A 15,633-nucleotide genomic window follows, 5' to 3' on the forward strand; every position below is an offset into this window, starting at 1 on the left:
AGTCGGCGCGCACCTTGGCCGAGCGGGCCGCGATCGCCAAGGACAGGCGCCGCAATGTCGCGCCCGCGCTTCCCCAAATCGGGAGACACGCTCACATTGCGCCGGCGCTCCCGCGGCGGGCGCGTTGGGGGGATGCGTCATGGCCGGGCTCTGGGACACCCTGCGCTACTTCTTCGAGACCCAGGCGTTGAGTCCCCACGGCATATGCCTGCTCTGGCGGCCCGAGCTGATCTGGACCCACGCCGTCTCCGACCTGCTGATCGGCCTGGCCTATTTCTCGATCCCGCTGGCTCTCGGCGTGTTCCTGTACCGGCGGCGCGACGTGAAGTTCTCGTGGGCCGTCTGGATGTTCGTGGCCTTCATCCTGCTCTGCGGGGTCACCCACTTCATGATGATCTGGACGCTGTGGCGGCCCGACTACGGGGTCGAGGCCCTGGTCAAGGCCGTCACCGCCAGCGTGTCGGTCGTGACCGCCGTCGCCCTTTGGCCGCTGTTGCCCAAGGCCGTGGCCCTGCCCTCCACCGCCGCGCTCGAGGCCAGCCTGGCCGAACGCGACGCGGCGCTGACCGAGCTGCGGGCGGCCATGGCCACCATGGTCGAGATGCGCGAGCACGAGGCGCGCCAGAAGCTGCTGCTCGACGAACTGAACCACCGGGTGAAGAACACCCTGGCCTCGGTGCAGTCGGTGGCGGTCCAGACCCTGGACGACGCCAAGGACCTCGCCAATGCGCGCGAACTGTTCCTCGAGCGCCTCATGGCGCTGTCGTCCACCCACAACCTGCTGGTCAAGCGCGAGTGGGAGAGCGCCTCGTTCCGGGAGCTGATCGACGCCACCCTGACCCCCTACGGCCGGCCTTACGCCTACGACGGCCCCGACCTGCGCCTGGAGGCCAACCTGGCGGTGAGCCTGGGCATGGCCGTGCACGAACTGGCCACCAACGCCGTGAAGCACGGCGCCTGGCGGGGCGACGGGATCATCTCGATCACCGTCGCCGACGACGGCGCCGGCGGCGTCACCATCGTCTGGCGCGAGGCCGGGGGCCCGTCCACGGCGCCGCCCACGCGCCGGGGCTTCGGCTCGCGGCTGCTGGAACGCGGCGTCGCGGTCGAGATCGGCGGCGAGGTGCGCCTGGACTTCCAGACCGGCGGCCTCACCTGCACCATCCGCGCGCCCCAGAGCGCACGGCTTCAGCTGGTCGCGGCCCAGGCGGCGTAGGGCCCGCTCAGCCGCGCTGGCGCCAGATCGTCTCGGCGCGTTCCTTCAGCGCCTCGTTCATGGCCATGAAGCCCCGACGCACCAGGCCACGCACGCGCCGGCCGAGGGACGGCCCCATCAGCCCGCCGAAGATCTCGCCGTTGTCGACGATGCAACCCGCGTCGTGCACCGCCTGGATCTCGATGTAGCGCGTCGTGCGGATCAGGCCGCCCATCATGGTCAGCCGCCAGTGGAGCTGTTCGTTCGGAACCCACTCGAGCACCCGCGGCTTCAGCGGCTGGTGCGGCTGGTCGGGCAGCGCCAGGGTCAGATCCAGCGTCTCGCCGATCCGGATGACGCCCGAGGCCCTCGGATAGGTAGGATTCCATTCGGCCCAGCGATCGAGGTCGTGAACCACCTCCCAGATCACCTCGGCCGGCGCCTGGACGCCGATTCTGTGCTCCACGCGCACGCCGGACGGCCCCTTGGGCGGCGGCGGCTTGCCTTCCGTCTTCAGGGACATCGTCTTCGGCCCCATCGATCCGCGCCGGCCGAGCGGGCCGGACATGAGGTCGGGGGCGTTCTTGAGCGCCATCAGGCCTGCTCCTTGATCCGCCAGGTCGCGCCGGCCGGACCATCCATCACCTCGACGTTCAGCGCCGCCAGCTCGTCCCTTATACGGTCGGCTTCGGGCCAGTTCTTGGCGGCCCGCGCCGCCTGTCGCTCGCCGATCAGGCCTTCGACCCGGGCCTTCAGGCCGTCGTCGGCGCCGCTCTGGAACCAGCCCTGCGGATCGGCGCCCAGGAAGCCCATGAGCCGCCCCGCGTCCAGCAGCAGCCCGCGACCGCCGGCCACGCCCACCGCGTCCCGCGCCATGATCGCGGCTCGGACCTTGTCGGCCAGCGCGAACAGGGCGGCGAAGGCGGCCGGAGTGTTCAGGTCGTCGTGAAGCGCGCGCGCCACCTGGGCGTGCTCGGCCGCGCCCGCGGGACTCTGTTCGCCGTCCGGCGCAGGCGTCCCGGCCAGGAACCGTCCGGCGTCGTCCAGCACGCGGTACAGGCGGTCCAGCGCGCTCTTGGCCTGCTCCAGCAGCGTGTCGTTCCACTCCAGCGGCTGCCGGTAGTGGCCCGAAAGCAACGCCCAGCGCAGCACCTCGCCCGGCCAGGTCTCCAGCAGATCGTGCGCCAGGGCCACGTTGCCCAGGCTCTTGGACATCTTCTCCTCGGCCATGTTGAGGAAGCCGTTGTGGAGCCACCAGCCGGCGTACTCGTGGCCGTGGCCGGAGCACACGCCCTGGGCCAGTTCGTTCTCATGGTGCGGGAAGACGAGATCGATGCCGCCCCCGTGGATGTCGATCGGCAGGCCCAGGGCCGCTTCGATCATGGCCGTGCACTCGATGTGCCAGCCCGGCCGGCCCGCGCCCCAGGGGCTGGCCCACTCGGGCTCGCCCGGCTTCGACGGCTTCCACAGCACGAAGTCGGCCGGGTGGCGCTTGTACGGGGCCACGTCGACGCGGGCGCCGGCGATCATCTCGTCCATCGGCCGGCCCGAGAGCTTCCCGTAGTCGGGGAACGCCTGGGTGTCGAACAGCACATGGCCCTCGGCGGCGTAGGCCGCGCCCTGGCCCACGAGATCGCCGATCATCTTCACGATGGCGTCCATCGTCTCGGTGACCCGCGGCTGGAATGTGGGCGGCAGGGCTCCCAGCGCTCTCGCGTCGGCGTTGTAGGCGTCGAGGTAGCGGTTGGTGATGACGTCGATCCCGACGCCCTCTTCCGCGGCCTTCCGGTTGATCTTGTCGTCCACGTCCGTGACGTTCGCCGCATACAGAACCGCGTCCGCGCCGTAGACGTCGCGCAGCACCCGGAACAGCAGGTCGAACACCACCACGGGCCGGAAATTGCCGATGTGGGCGTAGTTGTAGACCGTCGGCCCGCACACATACATCGTCACCCGGCCGGCATCCTTGGGGACGAAGGCCCGCTTCGCGCGGGTCATGGTGTCATAGAGGCTGAGGGTCATGGCTCACGGTAACGCTGCGGAACGGTTGCCCCATTGGGGGTTGGCCCCATATACAGGCCGTCCGGATCGGAAGCCACGGCGCCTCGGATCCGACGTGAAGGGTGGCCACGCGTAATCTCCGGGACCGTCGTCCCGGCGCAACTCAGCCCTGGAAAGAACCCGCTCTCCCATGGATGCACCAGCCCGCGACCGAACCCTGATCGGGTCCGAGGACGGAACCCTTGAGCCCGTCAGGCGCCCCTCCCGCGAAGAAGCGATGGAAGCGGTGCGCACCCTGATCGCCTGGGCCGGCGACGATCCGCGCCGCGAGGGCGTGATCGACACCCCCAAGCGCGTGGTGGACGCCTACGCCGAATGGTTCGAGGGCTACAAGCTCGACCCGTCCAAGGAACTGTCGCGCACCTTCGAGGACGTCCAGGGCTACGATGACATCGTCATGCTCCGCGACATCGAGGTCGAGAGCCACTGCGAGCACCACATGGCCCCGTTCCTGGGCAAGGCCTATGTGGCCTACATGCCGACGAACAGGGTGGTGGGCATCTCCAAGCTGGCCAAGGTGGTCGAGATCTTCGCCCGCCGTCTCCAGACCCAGGAGACCATGACCCAGCAGATCGCCGACGCCATCACCGACAGCCTGCGTCCCGCCGGCGTAGCCGTGCTGATCGACGCGGCGCACCAGTGCATGACCACCCGCGGCGTGCACCATCGCCACGTCTCGACGATCACCACCCAGTTCACGGGCGTCTTCAAGACCGACCCGACGCTGCGCCAGCGGTTCCTGGACTTCGTGAACCGTCGATAGCCCCGTTCACCCCTCATCCCCGCGCAGTCGGGGATGAGGGCGCCGGTCTCCCTCGCGCCCCCGGCCTCCTGTGTCCCGGCCTCCTGTGTCCCGGCCTCCTGTGTCCCGGCCTCCCGTGTCCCGGTCGCGCCGCACGCCTTGCGCCAGGGACACCAGCACGAAGCTCAGCAGCATGAGAAGATACCAGGCCCCGAGCTTGCCCAGGCCCACGGGACGCCAGCCCGAGGCCTGTTCCGGATAGGTCCAGGCGGCGGTGAACGTGCCCACGTTCTCGGCGATCCAGATGAACAGGGCCACCAGCCCGAAGCCCAGCAGCAGCGGCATGCGCCGTGGCGTCCGGCCGGGCGTGAAGACCACCCAGGTCCGCGAGAACATCATCAGCGACAGCGCGAACAGCGCGATCCGCACGTCCACGACGTAGTGGTGGGCGAAGAAGTTGACGTAGGCGGCCAGCGCCAGAAGCCAGGGCGCCCAAAGCGGCGGATAGCCCGGGAAGCGGAAGTCCATCAACCGCCAGATGCGGGCGATGTACGAGCCGATGGCCGCGTACATGAAACCGGAGAACAGAGGCACGCCGCCGATCCGCAGCACGCTGGCCTCGGGATAGATCCACGAGCCCTGCGCCGTCTTGAACACCTCCATCGCCGTGCCGACCAGATGGAACACCAGGATGACCAGCGCTTCGCGCCGCGTCTCCAACCCCGCCGCCAGCAGCCCGGCCTGGACGGCCACGGCGAAGATCACCAGGGCGTCGTAGCGCGCGAACGACGCACCGGCCGGCCACCAGAGGTGCGTGACGATCAGCGCCGCCAGCATCAGACCGCCGAACAGGCAGGCCCAGGCCTGTTTCAGTCCGAACAGGATGAACTCGCCGACCGCGGCGGTCAGGCGGGAGACGGCGACGGCCTGCGGGGCCCCGGATGGCGTGACGCTCATGCCGCCATCCTGACGCCCGCGCCGCCAGCGATGATGCACGGGCGATGCAGAACGGGCGGGGCTCGCCTGTAGATTGGCAAGATCGCGTCGGCCATCCCGCGGCCGCATTCAGCGTTCAGTCACCCGGCTCGTGCGTCCATTGGGCGCGCGGCCCGCCGCATTCCCCTCCCGCCTCCCTTCGTATATCGCACTGCAACATGATCCTGCGCCCCATACTGCGCCAAGCCCTCGCCGCGATCGCCGTCGCCGGCCTGCTGGCGTCCGCCCTGTCGACGCCCGCCGCCGCGCAGGCGATGCGCGTGGAGCCTACCGGCCGCATCGAGCTGTCGGACATGATGGGCCGCTGGTACGAGGTCGCCCGGGTCCCCAACCAGCTCCAGAACGGCTGCGCGGCCGGGGCGTCGGACTGGACGCCCCAGTCCCAGGGCTTCGCGGTGGTCCAGTCGTGCCGCAAGGGCGGTCCCGACGGCAAGCTCGCGGTCTGGAAGGCGCGCGCCACGGTGGCCGATCCCCGCACCAATGCGAAGATCAAGATGAGCTTCTTCGGCGGCGTGGTGAGCCAGGACTATGTCGTGGTCGAACACCGGCGCGAACAGGGCTGGCTGGTCCTGGCGACGGCCAACGGCAAGTACCTCTGGCTCATGTCCCAACGTCCCACTCTGAACCCGGGCGTGAAGTCCCAGGCGATCGCGCGTATCCGCCAGCTCGGCTTCGACGTCGGCCGCCTGGAATTCCCCTCGCCCGACCGCTTCTGAATCCCGGCCGCCGACCGCGGCCCTTGCGCTGGGAACGAAGGCGGAACAAGGTGGCCGCATGGACGTCACGATCGTCACCGTCTCCCGGCCCGAGACCACGGCCTCGGTCACCCGCGGCGCCGCGCGCCTCCTGACGGCCCTGGGTTATGCGCCGCTGACCGAGGTGACCCTCCCGAACGGCCGCCGCGCCGACCTCATGGCCCTGGGTCCGAAGGGCGAGATCTTCATCGTCGAGGTGAAATCGGGTGTCGAGGACTTCCGGGTCGACCTGAAGTGGCCCGAGTACCGGCCTTACTGCGACGCCTTCGCCTTCGCGGTCGCCCCGGAATTTCCCCGCGAGATCCTGCCGGACGAACCGGGCCTGATCGTCGCCGACGGCTTCGGCGGGGCCGTCCTGCGCGAGGCGGCCGTCGTCCCGCTGGCCGGGGCGCGGCGCAAGGCCCTCACCCTCGCCTTCGCGCGCCTCGCCGCGCTCCGCGCCGCCGGCGTCGCAGCGACCGATCTGTAGGCCGAGCAGACTGTAGAAGACCGGACCGCGTTCAGTCCGAGACGAACGCCGCCTCCGCATAGCCCTGGAAGTAGAGCAGCGCGGTGAGGTCGGCATGGTCGACCTTGGCGTGCGCCTGGGCGGCCACGATCGGCTTGGCGCGGTAGGCCACGCCCAGGCCGGCGGCCTGGATCATGGCCAGATCGTTGGCGCCATCGCCGACGGCCAACGCCGCCGAGGGCGGGACGCCCAGCTCGGCGGTCAGCTCCTCCAGCGCGGCCAGCTTGGCTTCCTTGCCCAGGATCGGGTCGCCCACCTCGCCGGTCAGGCGGCCGTCGGCCTCGATCAGGGTGTTGGCGCGGTTCACGTGGAAGCCTGCCGCCTCGGCGACCCGCGAGGTGAAGAACGTGAAGCCTCCCGAGACCAGGGCGCAGCGCGCATCGTTCGCGGCCATGGTGCGGACCAGGGTCCGGGCGCCGGGGTTGAGGCGGACACGCTCGTCGTACGCCTGCTGCAGGGCCGTGGCGGCCAGGCCCTTCAGCATCCCCACCCGCTCCCGGAGCGCGCCTTCGAAGGCCAGTTCGCCGCGCATGGCGCGTTCGGTGATGGCGCTGATCTCGGCCTTGAGGCCGGCGAAGTCGGCCAGTTCGTCCAAGCACTCCACATTGATGATCGTGGAGTCCATGTCGGCGATCAGCAGCCGCTTGCGGCGGCCCGCGGCCGGCTGCACGCAGGCGTCGACGGGCAGGCCGTCCAGTTCGGTGGCGACCAGGGCTTCGACCGCCCCGCGGTCGGCGATCAGGGGCAGGTCGAAAGCGCCTGCGCCCAGCGGCCGCGGCGCCTTGACGGCCATGCCGGCGCCTGCGAGCGCTGCCTTCGCGCGATTCGCGGCCGCGGCCGCCGAGGCGGGGTCGGGGCTGACGAGCGTGAGGACGAGTTCCATGACGGCCCTTTCATGACCGGCCGCATCTGGCTGATCGCCGGACCCACCGCAAGCGGCAAGTCGGCCCTGGCCCTCAGCCTGGCCGAGGCCCTGACGGCCGAAGGCGGGGGCGCCGAGATCGTCAACGCCGACTCCATGCAGCTCTACGCCGGCCTGCGCGTGCTGACCGCCGGGCCTTCCCCCGAGGAGACGGCGCGGACGCCGCATCACCTGTTCGGCGTGGTCGATCCCGTCGACGGCTGGTCGGTGGGTCGCTGGCTGCGCGCCGCGCGGACGGCGCTGGACGACATCGCCGGGCGGGGACGCCACGCGGTCGTGGTGGGCGGCACCGGCCTATATTTCCATGCGCTCACCCAAGGGCTCGCCGAGATCCCCGACGTGCCGGTTGCGGCGCGGCGGGCGGCGGCCGGCGACTACGACGCGATGGGCGAGGTCGCCTTCCGCGCCCGGCTGGCCGAGGCCGATCCGGCCGCCGCGGGCCGGATCGCGCCGGGCGATCGCCAGCGGCTGGTCCGCGCATGGGAGGTCTACGCCGCCACCGGCGTCTCGCTCAGCGACCACCAGGGCCGAGCCGACGGCGCCCTTCCCGCCGGAAGTTGGCGCGCCGTGGCGATCGACCCGCCACGGACGGCGCTCTACGCACGCTGCGACGCGCGACTGGCGGCGATGGTGACGTCCGGCGCCCTGGACGAGGTGCGGGCGCTCACGGCCCGGAACCTCGATCCCGACCTGCCGGCCATGAAGGCCGTGGGCGTGCGCGAGTTCGCCGCCCACCTGCGGGGCGAGACGACGCTGGACGACGCCCTGGCGGCGGCGCAGCGGGAGACCCGCCGCTACGCCAAGCGCCAGTCGACCTGGATGCGCGGCCGGATGGCGGACTGGCCCCGACTGACCGGCCTCGATCCCCGCGACCATTGGAGGCAGTTTCTTGCGCTCCACCCCGGCTTGACGGCCTGAGCGGGGCATGCGAAAGCCCGTTCCGATCAACCGCGGGAAATCTCGTGCGCACTATCCTCGTACTCGTTGGGCGACCGTAACGGACTGACAGGCTGTCAGGACCGACCGGTCGCACGTCCCAGGCCCCTCGCGGGCCTTTTTTATTACCCTGTTCCACCCTCTGCTTCAGGTTCGCCCCATGACCGCCCACCAGACGATCGAAGCCGAAACCACCACGATCTCGGGCGCCGAGATGGTGGTGCGCGCCCTCATCGACCAGGGCGTCGAAGTGCTGTTCGGATATCCGGGCGGAGCGGTGCTGCCGATCTACGACGCCCTGTTCGCCGAGCCGCGGCTCCAGCACGTGCTGGTCCGCCACGAACAGGGGGCCACCCATGCGGCCGAAGGCTACGCCCGATCCACCGGCAAGTGCGGCGTGGTGCTGGTCACTTCGGGGCCGGGCGCGACCAACGCGGTCACCGGGATCGTGGACGCGCTGATGGACTCGATCCCGATGGTGGTCATCACCGGCCAGGTGGCCACCCACCTGATCGGCACCGACGCCTTCCAGGAATGCGACACCATCGGCATCACGCGGCCCTGCACCAAGCACAACTATCTGGTGAAGGACGTCGCCGACCTGCCGCGGATCATCCATGAGGCCTTCCACATCGCCACCTCGGGGCGACCCGGCCCCGTGGTCATCGACATCCCCAAGGACGTGCAGTTCTCCAAGGGCGCCTACCAGGGCCCGGCCGAGGTGAAGCACGCCCACAACTACGCCCCGAAGCTGAAGGGCGACGCCGGCAGGATCGCCGAAGCCGTCGCCCTGCTGGCGCGCGCCAAGAAACCGATCCTCTACACGGGCGGGGGCGTCATCAATTCGGGGCCCCGCGCCTCGGAACTGGTGCGCGAGCTGGCGGCCCTGACCGGCGCGCCCGTCACCTCCACGCTCATGGGCCTGGGCGCGTTCCCCGCCTCCGACCCGCAATGGCTGGGCATGGTGGGGATGCACGGCAGCTTCGAGGCCAACAACGCCATGCACGACTGCGACGTCATGGTGGCCGTCGGCGCGCGGTTCGACGACCGGGTGACCGGCCGGCTGGACGCCTTCGCCCCCACCTCGCGCAAGATCCACATCGACGTGGACGCCAGCTCCATCGGCAAGAACGTGCGCGCCGACGTCGGCATCGTGGGCGACGCGGCCTCGGTGCTGGAGGACATGATCGCCGCCTGGAAAAGCCGCAACCTGTCGATCGACGCGCCGGCCCTGAAGGACTGGTGGACCCAGATCGACGCCTGGCGGGCGCGCGACTGCTTCCGCTATCGGCCGGACGCGAAGCTGATCAAGCCGCAGCACGCGATCCAGCGCCTGTACGAGCTGACCCGCGGTCACGACACCTACATCACCACCGAGGTCGGCCAGCACCAGATGTGGGCGGCCCAGTACTTCCACTTCGACGAGCCGAACCGCTGGATGACGTCGGGCGGATTGGGCACGATGGGCTATGGCCTGCCGGCCGCAGTGGGCGTGCAGATGGCCCACCCCGACAGTCTGGTCATCGACATCGCCGGCGACGCCAGCGTCCAGATGACGATGCAGGAGATGTCGACGGCCATCCAGTACGGCCTGCCGATCAAGATCTTCATACTCAACAACGAGTGGATGGGCATGGTGCGCCAGTGGCAGCAGCTCCTGCACGGCGAGCGCTACAGCCACTCGTATTCGGCCTCGCTGCCCGACTTCGTGAAGATGGCCGAGGCCTTCGGCTGCGTCGGGCTGCGCGCCGAGACGCCCGACGAACTGGACGACAAGATCCGCGAGATGATCGCGGTGAAGAAACCCGTCCTCTTCGACTGCCGGGTGACGAAGGAAGAGAACTGCTTCCCGATGATCCCGTCGGGCAAGGCGCACAACGAGATGATCATGGCCGAGGAGACCCGCGACCTGGGCTCGATCATCGACGACGCCGGCAAGCGGCTGGTCTGATGGCCATCCACGGCGGCGGCTGCCTTTGCGGCGGCGTGCGCTACGAGGTGGAAGGGCCGCTGGCGCCCGTCCAGTTCTGCCATTGCGGCCAGTGCCGCAAGACGCAGGGCGCGGCGTTCGCGGCCAACATGCCGGTGGTCAGCACGGCGTTCCGGCTGCTCCGGGGCGAGGACCTGCTGCGCGAGCATCGCGCCTCGCCCGGCAAGCGGCGGGTGTTCTGCGGCGCCTGCGGCAGTCCGATCTTCAGCCAGCGGGACGACACGCCCGAGGTGAAGCGCCTCCGCGTGGGCTCGCTGGACGGCGACGGCGCCGCCCTGACGCCGGGCTTCCACATCCAGACGGCGTCGAAGGCCGCCTGGTGGCCGATTCCGGACGGGCTGCCCGCCTGGCCCGGGGAAGCGCCGGACTGAAGAGCCTGGGGCGTCAGGCGCGAACCAGCGCGGCCCCGTGCGCGGCCCTGGGCGGGATGTCCTGCGCCAGCCCCTCGATCCGCAGGGCGGCGACGCCGCAGGTTTCGCCTGCAGCGATCGTTATCCCCTGCCCGCCGGGGTCGTCCCCGAGGTAGCGCGCCAGGCGCGCCGCATAGCCCGTGGGATCCGGGTGACTCAGGTCCAGCGCAGCCACGCGCCGGGCGCCGTTCACATGGCGCCGCGCTTCCGGCGGCTGGTCGTCGGCGGGACGGTACGTCCCCATCAGGAACGGCAGCTCCAGGTCCGACGGCATCGACAACCACCAGGCCAGTTCGATGCCGTCCGGCCGTCGGCGTCGCGCCCGGAACGGTCGCGACATCAGGAAGCCGGCCTTCTTCAGGTCGGCCCGGGTCGCGCCCAACTCGAAGTCCGGAATCTCCACGGCGTACTCGATGGGCCCTTCGCCCGGCGTCGCCCAGCGCCGGATCCGCGCGGCGGCCCGGGACCCCGCCACCAACGAGATCGCGCCGTCGCGCGCCTTGGACGGCGCCGGCGGGGTGAAGAGTTCCAGGAAGGGACCCTCCTCGAAATAGATCAGGGCGTTGTGGGCGCGGGCCGGGTCGGAACCCCAGACGCAGGTGAAGCCCAGCGCGCGATACGTCGCCACCGCCGCAGGCAGGTCGGCGACGCGGATCAGGACATGGGAAAGCCGGCGCGGACTCATGTCGCCTCCCTATGGGCCGCGCCGCATTATACCTGCGAACGACTCGCAGATGCAACGGGAGCCCGGACGGCTATGTCGCCGGCTGGATGGGCGCCGCCACCGGGCAGGTCAGGATGGCGCGCAGGCCGGGCCGGTTGTCCGCGAACACCAGTTCGCCCTGAAGCTGGCGGACCATGGCGGTCATCATACGGCTGCCGAAGCCTTCGCCGGGCGCCTGCTTGCCCTGGCCCTGGTCGGCCACGACCACGCGCAGATTGGTCCGCTGGGCCTCCAGCGTCACCTGGACGGGGCCCGGCGCGCCGCCATACGCGTACTTGTTGGCGTTGATGACGAGTTCGGTCACCACCAGGCCCAGCGTCACCGCGCGGTCGGTGGGAACCAGGAGCGGGCTGGCCTCGACGGTCACCAGTCCCTCCCACTCGCGGCCCAGGGACGCGTTCATGTCGGCCACCAGTTCTTCCAGGTAGCGACCCAGCTCGATCGTCTCGATCTGATCGGCGCGATACAGACGGCGGTGGACCAGGGCCACGGCCTGAAGGCGGCGGCGGGCCTCGTCGAAGGCGGCGTGGATACTGGGATCGGCCAGCGACCGCGCCTGGAGACCCAGGAAGCTGGAGACCAGCTGAAGGCTGTTCTGGATGCGGTGGTTGACCTCCTTGATCAGCAGTTCCTTCTGCTGGAGCAGTCCGTCCTTCTCGCGCACCGCATCGCTCAGGCGGATGTTCAGCTCCTGGAGTCGACGATGGCTGCGGGCCTCGAGCAGCGTGTCGCGCAGGCGCGCCGCGGCGTCGACTTCGGCCAGACTCCAGGGCCGCGACCGCCCTTCCACCGTCTCCCGCCAGGCCTCGAACGAGGCGCGCGGGGTCAGGGCCTCGTCCGGGCCGAGAGCCACGGCCTTATGGGGATTGCCGGCCCATTCGACCACCTGGACTTCCTCGGCGCGGAACCAGAGGATGACGAAGGGTTCGTCCGGCGCGACGACCAGCGCCAGGAGGCCGCTGGCCTGCGCCTGGAACGCCCGGGCCGCCGGGTAGTCCTCGGGCAGCCGGTCGGTGACGACGGGGTGGGCCCCGCGGGCCTCGACCCACCGGACCAGATCCAGAACCTGGCTCTCGGGCGGATGGACGCCTTCCATATGGAGCTCGCCGGCGCGGAAGGCCACGACGCCGTCGGCGGCCAGCATGCGTCGCAGCGTGGGCGCCGCCTCGGCGAGGTTGGCGTCCAGTCCGCCGTCTCGGGCGAACCGCGCGGTGACCTCGTCCTCCAGCCCGCGCAGGCGGAGGCGTTCGCGATAGCCGTCGGCCTCCTCCTTGGCCTTGACCTGCCGCGCGAACCCGCCGGCCAGGGTGCGCGCCGCGGCGCGCACGTCGTACGGCATCCGCTTCGGCTCGCGATGATGACAGGCGATGAGGCCCCAGAGGACGCCATCCATCACGATCGAGACCGAGGCCGAGGCGCCAACCCCCATGTTGCGCAGATACTGCATGTGGACCGGCGAGACCGAGCGCAGGACGCAGTCGCTCATGTCCAGAGGGGCGTCGGTCCATGCCGGCTCGAGCGCCGCGGGCGCGTAGGCGACGTCGGGGATCACCCGGACGAGATTGCGGACATAGAGCGCGCGCGCCTGCGCCGGGATGTCCGACCCAGGAAAGTGATGGTTCAGGAACGAGGGCATGCCCTCGGCCACATCCTCGGCCAGCACCGCGCCGGCGCTGTCGTCCAGGAAGCGGTAGATCATCACGCGGTCGAAGCCGGTGATCCGACGGAATTCCACCACCGCCCGGTCGCACAGCGCCTTGAGGCTCGCGGCGCGCTCGAAGGCGGCGCCGGCAGCCTCGAGCTGGCCCAGGATGGCGGTGGCCGGCAGCGGCGTCTCGAGGCCGGGCTCGATCTCCACGATCAGCCGGTCTCCATCCACATGCGCCGAGATGTCGAGCGGCGCGACGACGCCGTCCCCGACGCCGACGTGCCCGGCGTAGCCGCCGCTGGCGCTGGACTGGGTGATTCGTGCGATGCGCTGGGCCAGCCCATCGCCCAGGACCTCGCCGAGCGTGCGGCCGATCCAGGCCCGGACGCCCAGCAGGCCGGCGACGTCGCCGGCGCCGTGGGTGATCTCCTGGGTGGTGCGGCCGGCCACGAGCAGGGCGCCGTGCGGCTGGATCGCACCGGGGATATGGATGGGCTCCCGCGCGCAGGCGTCGCCGACGTCAGCATTCGGGACGTCAGCATTCGGGCCGTCAGGATTCTGGGGCGGTATCGGATCAGCCAACCGCCGGAACCCCACACAGGCGGGCCTCGGCCAGGGCGAAGCCCCGGCGCGCGCCGGCGATCAGGGACACGATGTCGTCTTCACCGGCGGCCCAGGCGTCGACGACCGCCAGGAACGCCCTCCAACGGGGTCCGGTCTCGGCGCCGTAGGGATCGAGGAAGCCGAGGCCGGTCATGGTCACGCCCGTGCGGGCCGCTTCCCGGCGGATCACCTGTCCGCCCAATGTGGAGCCTTCCAGGACGTACATGAGGCCCAGGGCCTCGGGCCGGCCGGCCAATTCGACCGGCTCGACGTCGGGCGCGCGTCCGTCCGCGGCGGCCAGGTCCCCGGCCAGCACCGCGCTTCGGCGACGCGCGGCGAAGTCGAGGTCGGGGAGATCGGCCAGCCAGGGCGCCATCGCGGTCTCCGCGTCGCGATGCAGGCCGTAGAATCCCTCGACCAGCCGCCGACGCGCCTGCGGCTCGGCGATGCGCCGCAGGATGTCGACCCGATGTTCGAGTCGGTCGTGATCGGCCCGCGTGGCGTCGCGCAGGCGTCGGTGGGCTTCACTGATCATTCCGGCTCTGGATAGGAAATCCAAGCGGCAGGATAGAGGCCCCGCGCGCCGGGTTCGGTCGGAAATCCGACTCAACGCCATTTCGTTCCCGACGACCGCCGGCAGACCCGCTGGGGCGAAGGGGCTTGATCCGGGCCCGGCGGGGCGTCATCAGCGCGCCCCATGAGCCGAGCCACGCCCGCCACGCGCGCCCTCGACGCCGCCGGCGTGACCTATGCGCTGGCGACATACGCCTACGACCCGAACGCCGAGCGGGTGGGCCTCCAGGCGGCCGAGGCGCTGGGCGCGCCGCCCGGCGAGGTGCTCAAGACGCTCATGGTCAAGGTGGACGGCCGGCCCGCCTGCGTCGTGCTGGCCTCGGACCGCGAGGTCTCGATGAAGCGGCTGGCGGCGGCGCTCGGCGGCAAGGCGGCCGAGATGATGAAGCCCGCCGACGCCGAACGGATCACCGGCTACCGCGTGGGCGGGGTCAGCCCGTTCGGCCAGAAGAAGGCCGTGCCCACCGTGATCGACGCCGACGCGGCGGCCCTGCCCCAGGCGTTCATGAACGGCGGCCAGCGCGGGCTCCAGGTCCGGCTGGCGCCGGCCGACCTGGTGCGGGTGCTGGGGGCGGTGGTCGCGGCCGTGAGCTGAGATCGCGCCTGACGGGCGCCGTCAGGCCTTGAAGCGGATCTGGCCCATGTAGTCGCGCTTGCCCAGCGGCACGCCCTGCGCCCGCAGCACGTCGTAGCCGGTGGCGGCGTGGAAGTGGAAGTTGGGCAGGGAGAACGACAGCAGGAAGTCGGCGCCCCGGAACGGCATCTGGCGCGGGCCCAGCTCGAACACCAGGTCCTTGTCCTCCAGGGCGTTCACCGCCTCGGGCGTGAGCGCCGAGAGTTCGGCGACGGCGTCGGCGACCAGCTTCCGGAGCCCGGCGAAGTCGAAGGCCGCGTCGAACGCCGGCGGGCGGAAGGCGCCGGCCTGGACCCCGGCGATGGCGCCCCGGGCATGGTGGACGGTCGCGATCACCTGGCTGCGCAGCGGCCACATGTCGTCGTAGAGCCGGGCCTCCAGCAGCGACTCCGGGTCGCCGCCCTGGCCGGTGACGTGGGCGTGGGCCTTGTCGAGGTAGCCGGCGACGCCGCCCAGCGTCTGAAGGTACGAACGGACGGTGGCGTCGTAGAGCGTGACGGCCATGGATTTCCCCTCTTGGATTCGCAGCGGTGGTAGCACGGCTCCGCTACGGCGCCCCAGGCCATAGGAAGCGCAGCGGATCAGCGCGCGCCGAGGCGAGCCATGACCTCGCGCGGGACGCCGTACTGGGCGACGACGGCGGCGCGATCGCGGAGCCCCATCACCTCGCGCTGGACCAGGAAGCCCCAGACGGCGTCGCAGGCGGCCTTCAGCACCGCGGCGCGCTCCTCGCCGCCGGGATGGGCCGCCAGGGCGGCGAGGGCCGCCTCGACCTTGCGGCCGGCGCGGCCCAGCGAGCCGGCCTGCTCCTCGAGCAGTTCGTACCGGAGGACGGCCTCGCCAGTGTCGCCCAGGCGGCGGCCGAGGCTCTGGATCGCCAAGGTCTGGGGCATTCGCAGCGACGACATGGCGGCCATGTTGGCCTCCGCCGCAGCT

Annotated in this window: 17 protein-coding genes; 8 read left to right on the plus strand and 9 right to left on the minus strand. The window is 70.9% G+C overall.

Annotated features, from left to right (window positions below):
- Positions 1-139: 139 nt before the first annotated feature.
- Positions 140-1,216 (plus strand): sensor histidine kinase, encoded by a 1,077-nt coding sequence (locus ABS78_RS10960; RefSeq protein WP_293378533.1) that lies wholly within the window; start codon positions 140-142, stop codon positions 1,214-1,216.
- A gap of 7 nt (positions 1,217-1,223) precedes the next feature.
- Here the strand turns inward: ABS78_RS10960 and ABS78_RS10965 are convergent, their stop codons facing one another.
- Both ABS78_RS10965 and cysS read right to left on the minus strand, forming a co-directional pair.
- Positions 1,224-1,790, minus strand: coding sequence for an SRPBCC domain-containing protein (locus ABS78_RS10965; RefSeq protein ID WP_293378537.1), 567 nt, complete (start codon positions 1,788-1,790; stop codon positions 1,224-1,226).
- On the minus strand, positions 1,790-3,217 hold the full coding sequence (cysS, locus tag ABS78_RS10970) for a cysteine--tRNA ligase (protein ID WP_293378541.1): 1,428 nt from the start codon (positions 3,215-3,217) through the stop codon (positions 1,790-1,792). Before cysS ends, ABS78_RS10965 begins: the two co-directional genes overlap by 1 nt.
- A 169-nt stretch (positions 3,218-3,386) precedes the next feature.
- Between cysS and folE the strand changes: the two genes are divergently transcribed.
- Entirely contained in the window at positions 3,387-4,019 is a 633-nt protein-coding gene (gene folE / locus ABS78_RS10975; RefSeq protein ID WP_293378544.1) for a GTP cyclohydrolase I FolE, read from the plus strand.
- A 6-nt stretch (positions 4,020-4,025) separates the two neighbouring features.
- On the opposite strand, the gene ABS78_RS10980 is transcribed toward folE, so the two are convergent.
- Positions 4,026-4,955, minus strand: a complete 930-nt coding sequence (locus ABS78_RS10980) for a DUF817 domain-containing protein (protein ID WP_293378547.1) — start codon at positions 4,953-4,955, stop codon at positions 4,026-4,028.
- 197 nt (positions 4,956-5,152) lie between these two features.
- On the opposite strand from ABS78_RS10980, the gene ABS78_RS10985 reads away from it, so the two are divergent.
- Together ABS78_RS10985 and mmcB are read left to right on the plus strand one after the other, a co-directional pair.
- Entirely contained in the window at positions 5,153-5,710 is a 558-nt protein-coding gene (locus ABS78_RS10985; protein WP_293378550.1) for a lipocalin family protein, read from the plus strand.
- Positions 5,711-5,768: 58 nt separating this feature from the next.
- The gene (mmcB, locus tag ABS78_RS10990; RefSeq protein WP_293378553.1) at positions 5,769-6,218 is read left to right on the plus strand and encodes a DNA repair putative endonuclease MmcB; all 450 of its coding nucleotides are present in this window, start codon (positions 5,769-5,771) and stop codon (positions 6,216-6,218) included.
- Between the two features lie 31 nt (positions 6,219-6,249).
- Here mmcB and serB read toward each other — a convergent pair whose 3' ends face one another.
- Complete coding sequence (gene serB / locus ABS78_RS10995; RefSeq protein WP_293378556.1) at positions 6,250-7,140, minus strand: phosphoserine phosphatase SerB; 891 nt, start codon at positions 7,138-7,140, stop codon at positions 6,250-6,252.
- A gap of 12 nt (positions 7,141-7,152) precedes the next feature.
- Here serB and miaA point away from each other — a divergent pair, with 12 nt between their 5' ends.
- From miaA to ABS78_RS11010, 3 genes are all read left to right on the plus strand, one after another.
- Complete coding sequence (gene miaA / locus ABS78_RS11000; RefSeq protein WP_293378560.1) at positions 7,153-8,097, plus strand: tRNA (adenosine(37)-N6)-dimethylallyltransferase MiaA; 945 nt, start codon at positions 7,153-7,155, stop codon at positions 8,095-8,097.
- Between the two features lie 178 nt (positions 8,098-8,275).
- A complete protein-coding gene (locus ABS78_RS11005) occupies positions 8,276-10,066 on the plus strand; it encodes an acetolactate synthase 3 large subunit (RefSeq protein WP_293378563.1) in 1,791 nt (596 codons plus the stop codon).
- Positions 10,066-10,476 carry a GFA family protein gene (locus ABS78_RS11010; protein ID WP_293378565.1) on the plus strand — a complete coding sequence of 137 codons (411 nt, stop codon included), beginning with the start codon at positions 10,066-10,068 and terminating at the stop codon, positions 10,474-10,476. Before ABS78_RS11005 ends, ABS78_RS11010 begins: the two co-directional genes overlap by 1 nt.
- Positions 10,477-10,489: 13 nt before the next feature.
- Here the strand turns inward: ABS78_RS11010 and ABS78_RS11015 are convergent, their stop codons facing one another.
- The 3 genes from ABS78_RS11015 to ABS78_RS11025 form a co-directional block, all read right to left on the minus strand.
- Complete coding sequence (locus ABS78_RS11015) at positions 10,490-11,200, minus strand: VOC family protein (RefSeq protein ID WP_293378568.1); 711 nt, start codon at positions 11,198-11,200, stop codon at positions 10,490-10,492.
- 70 nt (positions 11,201-11,270) lie between these two features.
- Complete coding sequence (locus ABS78_RS11020) at positions 11,271-13,469, minus strand: histidine kinase dimerization/phosphoacceptor domain -containing protein (protein ID WP_293378572.1); 2,199 nt, start codon at positions 13,467-13,469, stop codon at positions 11,271-11,273.
- Positions 13,462-14,025: a biliverdin-producing heme oxygenase gene (locus tag ABS78_RS11025; protein WP_293378575.1), complete on the minus strand. Its 564-nt coding sequence runs from the start codon at positions 14,023-14,025 to the stop codon at positions 13,462-13,464. Before ABS78_RS11025 ends, ABS78_RS11020 begins: the two co-directional genes overlap by 8 nt.
- A gap of 162 nt (positions 14,026-14,187) precedes the next feature.
- Between ABS78_RS11025 and ybaK the strand changes: the two genes are divergently transcribed.
- On the plus strand, positions 14,188-14,658 hold the full coding sequence (gene ybaK, locus ABS78_RS11030) for a Cys-tRNA(Pro) deacylase (RefSeq protein WP_293378578.1): 471 nt from the start codon (positions 14,188-14,190) through the stop codon (positions 14,656-14,658).
- 21 nt (positions 14,659-14,679) lie between these two features.
- Here the strand turns inward: ybaK and ABS78_RS11035 are convergent, their stop codons facing one another.
- Positions 14,680-15,201 carry a DUF1993 domain-containing protein gene (locus ABS78_RS11035; protein WP_293378581.1) on the minus strand — a complete coding sequence of 174 codons (522 nt, stop codon included), beginning with the start codon at positions 15,199-15,201 and terminating at the stop codon, positions 14,680-14,682.
- A 77-nt stretch (positions 15,202-15,278) separates the two neighbouring features.
- Entirely contained in the window at positions 15,279-15,614 is a 336-nt protein-coding gene (locus tag ABS78_RS11040) for a DUF6665 family protein (protein WP_293378584.1), read from the minus strand.
- Between the last annotated feature and the right edge of the window lie 19 nt (positions 15,615-15,633).

It is taken from the genome of Phenylobacterium sp. SCN 70-31 (genome assembly GCF_001724605.1).
In the GTDB taxonomy this organism is placed as follows: Bacteria; Pseudomonadota; Alphaproteobacteria; order Caulobacterales; family Caulobacteraceae; genus Phenylobacterium.